The following is a 13511-nucleotide window of genomic DNA, read 5'->3' as shown; positions in this document are numbered from 1 at the left end:
GCACGGAGGGAAACCCGGCGATGGGGGGATAGTCGGCAGCAATGCAGGCTGCGGGCGAGGAATGGACCCTGTCAGGGCGGCATGATTCCGGAAAGGCTGATTATGAATCATCGAATCGTCGTGGCGCTGGTGCTGGCCGTGGTCATGGGCAGCGCCCCACTGGCATATGCCGAACCCGGTGGCCCACCCGAACGGGGCTGGAACCAAGACCGCAGTGAATCAGGCCCGCGCAGTGATCCGCGTGACCGGGGTTACCGGGGCGACCACCGCGACCGTTATGACCGCTATGGGCCACGCGGGCGGGGGGTGGGTGCCAACCACAATTATTACCGGGGTGACCGTCTGCCCAGCCGTTACCGCCAGCGCAGCCATGTGGTCAACGACTGGCGCGGCCATCGCCTGAGCGCCCCGCCGCGCGGTTACCACTGGGTGCAGAACGGCCCGGACTATGTGCTGGTGGCGATTGCCACCGGGATTATTGCCCAGATCTTGCTCAATCACTGAAGCCCTGGACAATCGCATGAATGCCCTCATAACGATTTTTCTGAAAAAATCAGCGCGCTTGTAGGGATACGCTGAAAAAATCATCATTCCCGCGAAGGCGGGAATCCAGGATTTTGATTTTGCTGGGTTTTGCTTCTGGCAAACACGATTTTTCTGAATAAACCAGCGTATCCTTAACCGATTTGCGTCCTTGGGCTGGTTTGACATCCTCCCCCGCCTAAAGTCGGGGGATTCCTACGGCGCTCATCCCGGCATCGAGCCGGCATGAGTCGCTTCGCTGGGTTCCTGCTGCTGGCGGCATGACCGCACCGCTCACTTCACAGGCTAACCGGGCGTGTCCCGCCCTTAGCACATTGATCGCGCCGACCAGATCGGCGTTTTCCTCGAAACCACACGCCACACACTCGAACTTGGCCTGCGTCTGGCGGTTATCCGCCGACACATGGCCGCAACACGGACAGGTGCGGCTGGTGTTCTGCGCCGGCACGGCGATGAGATGCCCGCCGTTCCACGCCAGCTTGTAGTCCAGTTGGCGACGGAATTCGAACCAGCCTTGATCGAGGATGGACTTGTTCAGGCCGGACTTGGCCCGAACGTTCTTGCCCGGTGTTTCGGGTGTACCTGCCGCCGACCTGGACATATTCCGCACCTGCAAGTCCTCAAGACACACCATCGCGTGGTTTTGGCTGATCGTGGTTGTGGCTTTGTGCAGATAATCGCGGCGGGCGTTGCCGATGCGGGAATGGATGCGCTGGACGCGGGCTTTGGCCTTCTTCCAGTTGCTGCTGAATTTGGTCTTGCGGCTCATGTGCGCTTTGCGCAAGCGGGCTTCGTGCCGCCTGAAGCTGTTGAGCGGCGCGTAGAACGCGCCATCCGAGAGCGTGGCGAACCGTGCAATACCCATGTCGATGCCGACTGTACCGCCCTTTGGAATTGGCTGCTCGACCTCGCGTTCGGTCTGGATCGACACGGACCATTTGCCGCAGGACTGGCTCACGGTGATGTTCTTCACCGCACCCAATACTTCCCGGCTGTTGCGGTAGCACAGCCAGCCGAGCTTGGGCAGGAAGATTCGGCTGTTGGCCTGGTCGAGCCTGATCTGTTTCGGGTCTGGATAGCGAAAGCTGTCGGACTGGCCCTTCTTCTTGAAACGCGGAAAATCAGCGCGTCTGGCGAAGAAGTTGGCGTAAGCGCGCTCCAGGTCCTTGAGCGTCTGCTGCAGCGGATGAACCGGCGCATCGGCCAGCCACGGCGTTTCAGATCCATTGCGCCACTCGGTGAGCAGCTTGCACAGCCCTGCGTAGCCGAGCTTCTTCTTGCCTTGCTCGTAGCGCTCCTTTTGCAAGGCCAATGCCTTGTTGAACACGAAACGGCACGAGCCAGCAAAGCGGCGCATGTCGCGCTGCTGTTCACCGGTCGGCATCAGTTCGTATTTGTAGGCTTGAAGGCGTTGCATACCAGTTTTTATACAACCCACCCCCATCGACGGCAAGGACGGCTACGCCGTCCGCGCCATCCTTCCCCGCCCTGAACGGCGGGGCTTGCCGCGCACCGGGTCAAGGCATTCAAGGCAGCCGCGCCGATTTTGCTGGAAGAAGAACTGGTGAAAAAAGGCACCGACCTGAACAAGGTGATCGACGCGCTGGTGGAACCGGCGTTTGCCAAAGCCGTCGTGCGCTAAGCCGCCGGCCCACCGCCTGATCTTCACGGAGCCCGCCTCATGCCGATTCATCCTCCTCTCTCCGCCGTGGCACCAACTCCCGCCAACGGCCCCGGACTTGACCTGGCCCGCCTGCGCCACAGGGCACAAGGGCTGATTGTGCCGCTGACCCTGCTGGCGCTGTGGGAAACCGTGGTGGCCCTGGGCTGGGTCAGCGCCCATCTGCTGCCCCCGCCCAGCGAGCTGCTGCTGACGCTGACCGACCTGAGCCAGAGCGGCGTGCTGGCGGCGCATATTGGCGTCAGCGTGCTGCGCGTGCTGGCCGGCTTTGCCATCGGCGCCAGCCTGGCGATTGTTGCCGGTGCCGCCGTCGGGCTGTCGCCCCGGGTGGAAGCCTGGCTCGACCCCACCTTCCAGGCGCTGCGCGCCATTCCCTCGCTGGCCTGGGTGCCGTTGCTGCTGCTGTGGCTGGGCATTGACGAAGCGCCCAAGCTGACCTTGATTGCCATTGGGGCGTTTTTTCCGGTGTACCTGAACCTGGTGGCGGGCATTCACAATGTTGACCGCAAACTGGTGGAGGTGGGTGGGGTCTATGGCCTGAGCGGCAGCAAGCTGGTCCGGCGGATTTTCCTGCCGGCAGCGCTGCCCAATCTGTTTACCGGCCTGCGCAGCGGCTTGTCGCTGGCCTGGATGTTTCTGGTGGCAGCCGAACTGATGGCGGCCACCCGTGGCCTGGGCTATCTGCTCACCGATGGCCGCGAAACTGGCCGGGCCGACCTGGTGCTGATTGCCATTCTGACGCTGGCGCTGCTGGGCACGCTCAGCGACAGCCTGCTGCGCCGGCTGGAAGTGCGCCTGCTGGCCTGGCGTGATGTATTTGACCGTCGTTTTGCCTGAGGTGCCCATGTCGACCCCTTTGCTTGAACTGGCTATCCAGGCCAAATACTTTGCCCAGCGTCAGGTGATCGACCAGCTGGCATTCAACGTCGCGCCGGGCGAGGTGGTCAGCCTGGTCGGCCCCAGCGGCTGCGGCAAAAGCACCCTGCTGCGCCTGATTGCCGGGCTGGACCGTGACTACCAGGGTCAGCTGCGCATCCACGGCGAAGCCCCCACGCTGCATTCCCGCCATGTGGGCTTTATCTTTCAGGAGCCCCGGCTGCTGCCGTGGTTGAGCGTTGCCGACAATGTTGGCTTTGAGCTGGGCCGTGGCGGCGGCCAGCACCCCAGGGTGCAGGAATTGCTGGTCGAAGTGGGGCTGGCCGACTTTGCCGATGCCTACCCGAAACAATTGTCCGGCGGCATGGCTCAGCGGGTGGCGATTGCCCGCGGGCTGTTCACCCAACCCTCGCTGTTGCTGCTGGACGAGCCATTCAGCGCGGTGGACGCCTTTACCCGCATGCGCTTGCAGAAACTGCTGTTGTCGATTGCCCGGCATCACCAGATCACCCTGCTGCTGGTCACCCATGATGTCAACGAAGCCGCTTATCTGAGCGACCGGGTGATTGTGCTGGGCAGCCATCCGGGGCGGATTCGGGGTGAAGTCACGCTGGACCTGCCACGCCCGCGCCAGCGCCATGACCCCCAGCTGGCAGGCCTGGCGGCGCACATCCTGCAACTGCTTGACCATGCCGCCGCCGACCCGCTTGAAGCAGCACACGCCACGGCGGCCACCGATCCGACCCCATCCACTGCCACGCTGTCGTTCAGCCGGATGCATTTTGCCATTTAGCCGGATATTTCCAGCATGCGTTCATCTGGTTATATTGTCTGACCGCTGGCCGTTTTTGCCCCAGACCAGCAAGCGGCGGGCGGACACACTCACCATCACGAGGAAGACAACAATGAACGCAGAGCAACTGAAAGCGCGTCAGGCACCGCTGAAAGCCGCCTACCAGCAAGACCCCAGCCTGGCCCAGCTAACCTTGTCCAGCGTGGGCCGGCTGGCCCCCACCGAACAGACCGTGCGCCTCGAAACCGGCCACGGCAAGGTGCTGGCCGGCCTGCACCAGGCGGCGGGCGGCAGTGGCGAGGATGCCTGTTCCGGCGAAATGCTGCTGGAAGCGCTGGCTGCCTGCGCCGGGGTGACCCTGCAGGCGGTGGCTACCGCCATGGGCATTGTCCTGCGTGGTGGTCAGGTGTGCGCCGAAGGCGACCTGGATTTTCGTGGCACGCTGGGACTCAGCAAGGACACCCCGGTGGGATTCACCGCCATCCGCCTGCGCTTTACCCTGGACACCGACGCCAGCGACGAACAACTGGCCACCCTGCTGCGCCTGTCCGAACGCTACTGCGTGATTTTTCAATCCCTGAAACAGACGCCCCAGCTGCTGCTGGAGCGGCAGAGACCCACATGACCTCGTCCACCGCCCCCACGCCCGCCCTGCACCCCGCCACCCTTGCCGCCCATGGTGGCAGCAGCGTGGCTGATCCTTACCGCGACCTGGCACCGCCGCTGCACCTGTCCACCACCTTCGAGCGCGCCGCCGACGGCAGCTACCCTGGTGGCCGGGTGTATTCGCGTGATCAGAGCCCGGCTTACGATGGCGTCGAGCAGTTGCTGGCCCAACTGGAAGGCGGCAGCCAGGCGCTGCTGTTTGCCTCCGGCATGGCCGCCGCCAGCGCCGTGCTGCAGGCATTGCGCCCCGGTGACCGGGTGCTGGCCCCGCAGTCGCTGTACTGGGCCTGGCGCAACTGGCTGCACGAGTTTTGCGCCCACTGGGGCATCACCCTGGTCGAGTACGCCAATACGGACCTGGCCGAGCTGGAACATCAGCTCAATGCCGCGCCCACCCAGCTGCTGTGGATTGAAACGCCGGCCAATCCGACCTGGGAAATCACCGATATTGCCGCCGCTGCTGCACTGGCCAAGGCGGCTGGTGCGCGCACCGTGGTGGACTCTACCGTAGCCACCCCGGTGTTCACCCGCCCGCTGGAACTGGGTGCCGACATCGTGCTGCACTCGGCCACCAAGGCACTGAACGGCCATTCTGATGTGGTGGCTGGCGCGCTGATCTGCGCCCGGCAGGATGATTTCTGGCAACGCATCCGCCGCGCCCGCAGTCTGGGTGGTGCCGTGCTTGGCCCGTTTGAAGCCTGGCTGCTGCAACGCGGCCTGCGCACCCTGTTTGTGCGCGTGCGCGCCGCCGCCGCCAACGCCGACCAGCTGGCGCATTTTCTGGCCAGCCACCCGGCGGTGCGGGCGGTGCGCTACCCCGGACTGGCCAATGACCCAGGCCATGCGGTGGCGCGCACGCAAATGCACGGCGGCTTTGGTGCCATGCTGTCGCTACAGTTGGCCGGCGGTGCCGAGCATGCCAAAGCCGTGGCCGGCCGGCTGCGCCTGTTCCGCCAAGCCACCTCGCTGGGTGCGGTGGAGAGCCTGGTAGAGCATCGCGCCAGCGTGGAAGGCGTCGGCACCCGCGTGCCGGACGATCTGCTGCGGGTGTCGGTGGGCATCGAAGCCGTGGAAGATTTGCTGGCGGACTGGGCACAGGCGCTGGCTGAATAAGCCTTGGCGCGTCACCACCCCAGGATGGCCGCATCACGGCGGTCTTGTGCATCAGCAAAAACCCCCTGCCGGCCAAGCCGGACAGGGGGTTTTCAGGGTACAGCGCGGGTGACTCAGGCGCCGAACGGGTGACGCAATACGATGGTTTCTTCGCGGTCCGGGCCGGTCGAGATGATGTCGATCGGCGCTTCGCAGAATTCGGAAATCCGCTGCAGATAGTTGCGGGCGTTTTCCGGCAGGTCTTCGTAGCGCTTCACCCCAAACGTGGTGTCGCTCCAGCCCGGCCAGGTTTCGTAAATCGGCTCGCAACCGGCAACGTTTTCCGCGCCAAACGGCAGGATATCGTAGGTCTGGCCGTCTTTTTTGTAGCCCACGCACAGGCGGATTTCGTCCATGCCGTCCATCACGTCCAGCTTGGTCACGCACAGACCGGACACACCGTTGATCTGGATCGACCGCTTGAGCAGCGCAGCGTCAAACCAGCCGCAGCGGCGCGGACGGCCAGTCACGGCGCCGAATTCGTTGCCGCGCTTGGCCAGGCCAGCGCCCACGTCGTCAAACAGCTCGGTCGGGAACGGGCCGGAACCCACGCGGGTGGTGTAGGCCTTGACGATGCCCAGCACGTAGTTAAGCATTTGCGGGGCCACGCCAGCGCCGGCAGAGGCCGCGCCGGCGACACAGTTGGACGAGGTGACAAACGGATAAGTGCCGTGGTCCACATCCAGCAGGGTGCCTTGTGCGCCTTCAAACAGGATGGATTGGCCAGCCTTGTTCATCTCGTACAGCGTGCGCGACACATCGGCCACCATCGGCTTGATCCGCTCGGCCAGCAGCATGGTCTGTTCCAGGGTGTCCTGGAAGTCCACGGTGTCGGTCTTGAAGTATTCCTTGAGCAGGAAGTTGTAGTAAGCCAGGTTTTCGCCCAGCTTGGCGGCAAAGCGCTCGGGGAAGAACAGGTCCTGCACGCGGATGGCGCGGCGGGCGACCTTGTCTTCGTAGGTCGGGCCAATGCCACGGCCTGTGGTGCCGATCTTGTTTTCGCCCTTGGCGGCTTCACGCGCCTTGTCCAGCGCAATGTGGTAGGGCAGGATCAGCGGGCAGGCTTCGGAAATCTTCAGGCGGCTGGCCACGTCAATACCGGCAGCTTGCAGTTCGTCAATTTCCTTCAGCAGCGCTTCCGGCGACAGCACCACGCCATTGCCGATGAAGCAGTTTTTGCCAGGATGCAGCATGCCGGACGGAATCAGGCGCAGCACGGTTTTCTTGCCGTTGACCACCAGGGTGTGGCCGGCATTGTGGCCGCCCTGAAAACGCACCACGCCCTCGGCATGATCGGTCAGCCAGTCAACAATCTTGCCCTTGCCTTCGTCACCCCATTGGGTGCCGATCACGACTACGTTCTTGGACATGAAGAAACCTCTTTACACAATACAGTTCAATGGGAAACGAACGGTGCGACTTGCCAGCCGTCCGTCCGCCAGACCAACTCGCGGTCGCAATTGAGCGCCGCTGCCGATTCGCCGAGATAATCCACCACCACCACCTCGCCCGCAGCGCGCAGCGCCGCCAGCTCGACAGCCGCTGCCTGCGCCTGATCGGCGGCCACGCGAATGCCCATCACCAGGCTGCGCTGTGGCAGGATGCGAATCAGGTCGCGCAGATCCAGGCTGAAGCCGGTGGCCGGGCGGGCGCGGCCAAATTTGTCGCCAACGTTGTCGTAGCGTCCGCCACGCGCCAGCGCGTCAGACCAGCCCGGCGCATAGGCGGCAAACATCAGCCCGGTGTGGTATGCCGTGCCGCGCAAGTCAGCCAGATCAAAATTGACCGCCACCTGGCCTGCCAGCCCAGCTGCCACCTGCGCCATATCCGCCAGCGCCTGGGTGATGGCCGGCAGCGCCGGCAGACACTGGGCAGCCCGGCTAAGGGCATCCGGACCATACAGACCGGGCAAGGCCAGCAGGGCGGCGCGGTACGGCTCGGCCACGCCTGTCAGCAAGGCTTCGGCGCTGGGGATATCCTTGGCTTGCAGCACGTCGAACAGCTCGCCGGTCAAGCGTACCGGCAGGGCCGCCGCGCTGGCCAGGGCGCGGAAAATCCCGGCGTGGCCAATGTCCAGCGTCAGGCTGGAAACGCCCACGCCTTCCAGCGAAGCCAGCATCAGCGCCACGATTTCCTGGTCAGCACCAATGTCGGCGCAGCCGTACAGCTCGGCACCCACCTGTAGTGGTTCGCGCGAGCGCATCGCACTTTCCGGCACGGTGTGCAGCACGCTGCCGGCGTAGCACAGCCGGGTGACACCCTGGCGGCTGGACAGCAGATGCGCGTCGATCCGTGCCACTTGCGGGGTGATGTCAGCGCGCACGCCCAGCTGGCGACCGCTCAGCTGATCGTCCAGCTTGAAGGTTTTCATCGCCAGGGCAGCGTCACCGTCGTACACCAGCGAGTCGACGTATTCAATCAGGGGAGGACAGACCAGCTCGTATCCGTAAGTCCGGAACCGTTCGAGCATTGCCGCCTTGGCCGATTCCACCTGCCGCGCAGTGGCGGGCAGGATATCGGCAATGTTTTCAGGGAGCAGCCAGTTTCGCATGGGAGAGATTCACAGCAAAAAGCGGGGAAACGTCCCCGCTTAATGGTCAAACCGCTATTGTAATCCTAAATTGTCCTACTGGGTGGCCTTTGCGCCCGCACCCGGATTCTTCAGGTACTTGAAGAACGACGAACTCGGATCGAGCACCAGCACATCGCTCTTGCTGCGGAAGGTTTGCTTGTAGGCGTCCATGCTGCGGTAGAACGCATAGAACTCAGGATTTTTGCCGTAAGCCTCGGCGTAGATGGCAGCAGCCTTGGCATCGCCCTCACCCTTGATCGCCTGGGCCTTGCGATAGGCTTCCGCCAGGATGACTTCGCGCTGGCGTTCAGCGTCGGCGCGGATGCGTTCGGCCTCAGCCGCCCCTTCCGAGCGCAGCTGGCTGGCCACGGCACGGCGTTCCGACTGCATGCGGTCGTACACCGACTGGCTGATTTTCTCGGGGAAATCCACCCGCTTGAGGCGAACGTCGAGAATCTGCACGCCAATCTTGCGCGCATCCAGGTCAGCGCGCTTGCGCACCGACTCCATCACTTGGTCGCGCTGGCCGGAAATCACGTCAGCGACGGTTTTCTGGCCAAACTCGGCGCGCAGGCCATCGTTGATGGTCTGGCGCAGGCGCGACACGGCGGCCACATCATTGCCGCCTACTGATTTATAAAACTGCTCGACATCGACCACGCGCCATTTGACAAAGCTATCGACCAGCACGTTTTTCTTCTCGCGGGTGTTGAACAGCTCGGGCGAGTCCGGGTCGATGGTCTGGATGCGCTGGTCAAAGTAGCGCACGTTCTGCAACAGCGGAATCTTGAACTGGATGCCCGGCGACTTGATGATGCGCACCACTTCGCCAAACTGGAACACCAGGGCAAACTGGCGCTGATCCACGGTGAACAGCGACAGGCTGAGCACCAGCAGGACGGCCAGGATGCCGATAATACTCGGGATGATACGGTCCATGCTTAACGCTCCTCAAAGTCACGACTGCGCACCACTTCACGGCTATTGCGCGTGCTGGGCGGGGCGGCGCTGGCCGGTTCGGTCACTGGCGGGGGCGGCAGGCTGTTTACCGAAGGCGAGGCGGACGGCGCGGCAGTGGTAGGCACATTGGCTCCCGGCGACGCCTGCTGGATCAGTTTGTCCAGCGGCAGGTAAAGCAGATTGCTGCCGGATTTCTGGTCAACCAGCACCTTGCTGCTATTGCTGAGGATCTGTTGCATCATATCCTGATACAGGCGCTCACGCATCACGCCCGGTGCCTTGCTGTATTCAACCAGCACCTGCTTGAAGCGGGCGGCGTCACCTTCGGCATTGGCCACCACGCGCTGCTTGTGGCCTTCGGCTTCTTCCATCAGCCGCGATGCCAGGCCACTGGCCTTGGGAATCACGTCATTGGCGTAGGCCAGACCTTCGTTGCGCAGTTTTTCCCGGTCCTGTCCGGCCTTGACCGCATCGTCAAACGCGGCCAGCACCTGTTCTGGCGGCTGCACGTCGTTGATGTTGACCTTGCTGATGCGCACCCCCAGATTGTAGCGGTCCAGGTTTTGCTGAATCAGCGTGGCGGTGTCAGAGGCCACCTGGGCGCGACCTTCGTTGAGCACGAAGTCTACCTTGTTGCGGCCCACCACTTCGCGGATCGAGGTTTCCGTGGCCTGCTTGACCACGTCCTTGGCGTCCTTGTCAGCCGCAGCATTGCTGAACAGAAAGGCTTTCGGGTCTTTCACGTCGTACTGCACCGACAATTGCACGTCGATGATGTTCTGATCCTGGGTCAGCATCAGCGATTCTTCCGGAATGCGGTTCTTGGCATTGCCGCGATAGCCGACTTCCACACTGCGCACTTCGGTCAGGTTGACGATTTCCACTTTTTCAAACGGATATGGCGCATGCCATTGCAGGCCGGAATCCGAGGTGCGGTTGAAGCTGCCCATGCGCAGCACCACGCCCACTTCGCGGGCATCAACCACATAAAAGCCGGAAGCCAGCCAGACGCCGGCCAGAATCACCAGCAAGATGGACGCACCGCCCCGGAACAGCGAACGCCCTTCCGGGCTGCCGCCTGGGCCATTGCCCGGACCGCCGCCCAGCAAGCGCGAGAGTTTCTGGTTCAGCGAACGGAAAATTTCATCCAGATCCGGTGGGCCGTCGTTGTCTTTTTTACCGCCGCGCCAGCCATTGTCATTCATTGCCATGTGTTTTCCGAAGTATCGTGAACGGATTCGGTTAAGAAGGTGGGGGCGGGTGCCAGTTCCACAAGTGCAGCACGCAAGGCGTCCAGCCCCTCGCCGGTCAGGGCAGATACCCGAACCGCATTGAGCTGTCCATTCTCATCCCGCTCAACCCCGGCGGGCAAGCCCTTGAGGTCGGTCTTGTTCAAAATCAGCAGCTGTGGAATGCCATCAGCGTCGATTTCGGCCAAAACCTTATTCACATCTTCAATCTGTCGGTCACGCTGGTCGTTGGCGCTGTCCACCACATGCAAAAGCAGGTCGGCGTGCACGGTTTCTTCCAGCGTGGCGCGAAATGCCGCCACCAGTTGGTGAGGCAGGTCGCGAATGAAGCCCACGGTGTCTGACAGCACCACCGAGCAGTGTGCGTTCAGGTACAAGCGCCGGCTGGTGGTGTCCAGGGTGGCAAACAGCTGGTCGGCAGCGTAGGCACCGGCCTTGGTCAGCGCATTGAACAGGGTGGACTTGCCGGCGTTGGTGTAGCCAACAATCGACACGCTCATCACCCCGGAACGCGAGCGGCTGCGCCGCTGCACCTGGCGCTGCTTCTGCACCGTGGCCAGCCGGTCGCGCAGCAGCTTGACGCGCTTGCCCAGCAGGCGGCGGTCGGTTTCCAGCTGGGTTTCACCCGGGCCGCGCAGGCCAATACCGCCTTTTTGCCGCTCCAGGTGAGTCCAGCCGCGCACCAGCCGGGTGGACAGATAGTCCAGCTGGGCCAACTCCACCTGCAGCTTGCCTTCATGGCTTTGCGCACGCTGGGCAAAAATATCCAGAATCAGGCTGTTGCGGTCAACCACCCGGCATTCGAAGGCCCGTTCCAGATTGCGTTGCTGGGCCGGGGAAAGCTGATGGTTGAAAATCACCACGCTGGCCTCCACTGCCCGCACTTCGGCGGCGATTTCTTCCACCTTGCCCTTGCCGGCAAACAGCGCGGCATCCGGGCGGGCGCGACGGGCCTCGATCACTGACAATACCTGCACGCCAGCACCCTTGACCAGTTCCACGCCTTCGGCGACGGATTCCGCAAAATCCGCTGCCCCAAAATCAAGACACACCACGACCGCACGGTCGCCAAACTCATGACGTTCAAACACGAAATAGCCGCATCCAGGAAAGAAAATCGACCGGGCCACGCCTGGGCGGCGGGTTGCCGGGCTGAACATTTTGCCCTGTATGACAAAACTTCAGGTCCGACAAGCCACCACGACGCAGCAACCGGTCGAAGGATTCAGCGCCACACGTCAATCAGGCACCAGCCTGGGTGCCGGCGCTCGCCGCCGGATTTTCGTAAGGCACCGAGACCGGGCGCGCGGGCACCACGGTGGAAATGGCGTGCTTGTACACCATCTGGGTGACGGTGTTCTTCAGCAGCACCACGTACTGGTCGAATGATTCGATCTGACCTTGCAGCTTGATGCCGTTGACCAGGTAGATCGACACCGGAATATGTTCTTTCCGCAAAATGTTCAGAAACGGGTCTTGTAGCATTTGCCCTTTGGCGCTCATGGAATGACTCCAGGTTAAGTTAAAGTTGTTATGTTGTCGAACACCGGATAGACACTCTGCCTAGTTGTAGCAGAAAACCGTTGCTCCCTGCTGCTTATTTCTTTTTCTTGAACTGCCGCCCCGGCTTGACCGCGTCGCGTCGCCCCGGATGCACGCTCACCTGCTTGCGTTCGGCATACGGATTGTCCGTCGATTTGTACTGAACCCGCAATGGGGTGCCTTCCAGTTTGAACAGCTTGCACAAGCTGTGTTCCAGATAGCGGGTATAGCTTTCCGGCATATTGGTCAGATTGCTGCCGTGAATCACCACCACCGGCGGGTTCACCCCACCCTGGTGGGCGTAGCGCATCTTGGGCCGCGACATGCCATTGCGCGGCGGAGCCTGGCGTTCGGTAATCACTTCCAGCGCACGGGTCAGGCGCGGGGTGGACAGCTTGGCCATGGCCGCCTGATAGGCCTGGTCAATCGAGCGGAACAAGTCAGCCACCCCTTTGCCTTGCAGGGCCGAGATGAAGTGGAACTTGGCAAAGGCCAAAAAGTTCAATTTACGGTCGATTTCCCGGCGAATGCTGTCTTTGGCATAGTCGTCCAGTCCATCCCATTTGTTCACCGCCACCACCAGCGCCCGGCCCGCTTCCAGGGCAAAACCGGCCAGGGTGGCATCCTGTTCGGAAATATCCAGCTGCGCATCCAGCACCAGCACCACCACATTGGCATCTTCAATCGCCTGCAAGGTCTTGATCACCGAGAATTTCTCGATCATCTCGTCCACCTTGCCGCGCCGGCGCACCCCGGCGGTATCAATAATGGTGTACTGCTTGTCCTCGCGTTCAAAATCGATATAAATACTGTCGCGCGTGGTCCCGGCCTGGTCAAAGGCAATCACCCGCTCTTCACCCAGAATGGCGTTGACCAGGGTGGATTTCCCCACATTGGGACGGCCAATCACGGCAAATTTCGGGTGATGGCGCTCGGCGTCTTCCTCGGCGTCGGGGAAATGCTCCAGCACCGATTCAATCAGCTCGCGCACGCCATCGCCATGTGCGCCGGAAATCGCCCACGGCTCGCCCAGCGCCAGTTCATGGAACTCGGCACCGGCCATATCCTGGCGCATGCCTTCGGCCTTGTTGACCACCAGATACACCGGACGGCCCAGCTGGCGCAGCTGGTTGGCGATGATCTTGTCGTGCGGAGTGGCCCCGGAGCGGGCGTCCACCAAAAAAATCACCGCGTCGGCTTCGTCCACCGCCTGCAGGGTTTGCCGGGCCATTTCGTGCATGATGCCATCGGTGACAATCGGCTCGAAACCGCCGGTGTCCACCACCAGATACGGCTTGCTTGCCCCACGGCCATGGCCATAGTGGCGGTCGCGGGTCAGGCCGGGAATATCCGCCACCAGCGCGTCACGGCTACGGGTCAGACGGTTGAACAGCGTCGACTTGCCGACATTGGGGCGTCCGACCAGCGCAATAGTTGGTTTCACTACGTTTTTTCCTTGCTGGCTGCGCGATATCG

The 13511-nt window shown here is 62.4% G+C and carries 13 protein-coding genes; 5 read left to right on the top strand and 8 right to left on the bottom strand.

Translation table 11 applies throughout. From position 1 onward, the window contains the following. The first annotated feature begins 102 nt into the window (after positions 1–102). Positions 103–504: an RcnB family protein gene (locus tag BXU06_RS03655; protein ID WP_077296928.1), complete on the top strand. Its 402-nt coding sequence runs from the start codon at positions 103–105 to the stop codon at positions 502–504. A gap of 217 nt (positions 505–721) precedes the next feature. On the opposite strand, the gene BXU06_RS03650 is transcribed toward BXU06_RS03655, so the two are convergent. Next, positions 722–1960 (bottom strand): RNA-guided endonuclease TnpB family protein, encoded by a 1239-nt coding sequence (locus BXU06_RS03650; protein ID WP_077296927.1) that lies wholly within the window; start codon positions 1958–1960, stop codon positions 722–724. A 264-nt stretch (positions 1961–2224) separates the two neighbouring features. Here BXU06_RS03650 and BXU06_RS03645 point away from each other — a divergent pair, with 264 nt between their 5' ends. From BXU06_RS03645 to BXU06_RS03630, 4 genes are all read left to right on the top strand, one after another. Continuing rightward, complete coding sequence (locus BXU06_RS03645; RefSeq protein ID WP_077296925.1) at positions 2225–3061, top strand: ABC transporter permease; 837 nt, start codon at positions 2225–2227, stop codon at positions 3059–3061. A gap of 7 nt (positions 3062–3068) precedes the next feature. Next, positions 3069–3893: an ABC transporter ATP-binding protein gene (locus BXU06_RS03640; RefSeq protein WP_077296923.1), complete on the top strand. Its 825-nt coding sequence runs from the start codon at positions 3069–3071 to the stop codon at positions 3891–3893. Positions 3894–4005: 112 nt separating this feature from the next. Beyond that, positions 4006–4518 carry an OsmC family protein gene (locus BXU06_RS03635; protein WP_077296921.1) on the top strand — a complete coding sequence of 171 codons (513 nt, stop codon included), beginning with the start codon at positions 4006–4008 and terminating at the stop codon, positions 4516–4518. Further along, positions 4515–5672: a PLP-dependent aspartate aminotransferase family protein gene (locus BXU06_RS03630; protein ID WP_077296919.1), complete on the top strand. Its 1158-nt coding sequence runs from the start codon at positions 4515–4517 to the stop codon at positions 5670–5672. Before BXU06_RS03635 ends, BXU06_RS03630 begins: the two co-directional genes overlap by 4 nt. Positions 5673–5785: 113 nt before the next feature. On the opposite strand, the gene BXU06_RS03625 is transcribed toward BXU06_RS03630, so the two are convergent. From BXU06_RS03625 to der, 7 genes are all read right to left on the bottom strand, one after another. Then, the gene (locus BXU06_RS03625; protein WP_077296917.1) at positions 5786–7081 is read right to left on the bottom strand and encodes an adenylosuccinate synthase; all 1296 of its coding nucleotides are present in this window, start codon (positions 7079–7081) and stop codon (positions 5786–5788) included. Between the two features lie 26 nt (positions 7082–7107). Then, positions 7108–8262 (bottom strand): ATP phosphoribosyltransferase regulatory subunit, encoded by a 1155-nt coding sequence (locus tag BXU06_RS03620; protein WP_077296915.1) that lies wholly within the window; start codon positions 8260–8262, stop codon positions 7108–7110. Between the two features lie 75 nt (positions 8263–8337). Beyond that, on the bottom strand, positions 8338–9222 hold the full coding sequence (gene hflC, locus BXU06_RS03615; RefSeq protein ID WP_077296913.1) for a protease modulator HflC: 885 nt from the start codon (positions 9220–9222) through the stop codon (positions 8338–8340). Between the two features lie 2 nt (positions 9223–9224). Then, positions 9225–10454 carry an FtsH protease activity modulator HflK gene (gene hflK / locus BXU06_RS03610; protein WP_077296911.1) on the bottom strand — a complete coding sequence of 410 codons (1230 nt, stop codon included), beginning with the start codon at positions 10452–10454 and terminating at the stop codon, positions 9225–9227. Continuing rightward, positions 10445–11584 (bottom strand): GTPase HflX, encoded by a 1140-nt coding sequence (gene hflX, locus BXU06_RS03605; RefSeq protein WP_077302634.1) that lies wholly within the window; start codon positions 11582–11584, stop codon positions 10445–10447. Before hflX ends, hflK begins: the two co-directional genes overlap by 10 nt. A 151-nt stretch (positions 11585–11735) precedes the next feature. Then, positions 11736–11996 carry an RNA chaperone Hfq gene (gene hfq / locus BXU06_RS03600; protein ID WP_077296909.1) on the bottom strand — a complete coding sequence of 87 codons (261 nt, stop codon included), beginning with the start codon at positions 11994–11996 and terminating at the stop codon, positions 11736–11738. A 94-nt stretch (positions 11997–12090) separates the two neighbouring features. Continuing rightward, complete coding sequence (gene der, locus BXU06_RS03595; protein WP_077296907.1) at positions 12091–13479, bottom strand: ribosome biogenesis GTPase Der; 1389 nt, start codon at positions 13477–13479, stop codon at positions 12091–12093. Positions 13480–13511 lie beyond the last annotated feature (32 nt).

It is taken from the genome of Aquaspirillum sp. LM1 (assembly GCF_002002905.1).
Taxonomy (GTDB): domain Bacteria; phylum Pseudomonadota; class Gammaproteobacteria; order Burkholderiales; family Aquaspirillaceae; genus Rivihabitans.
Note: the sequence above shows the minus strand (reverse complement) of the source record. Positions and strands in the feature narration are given on the sequence as shown.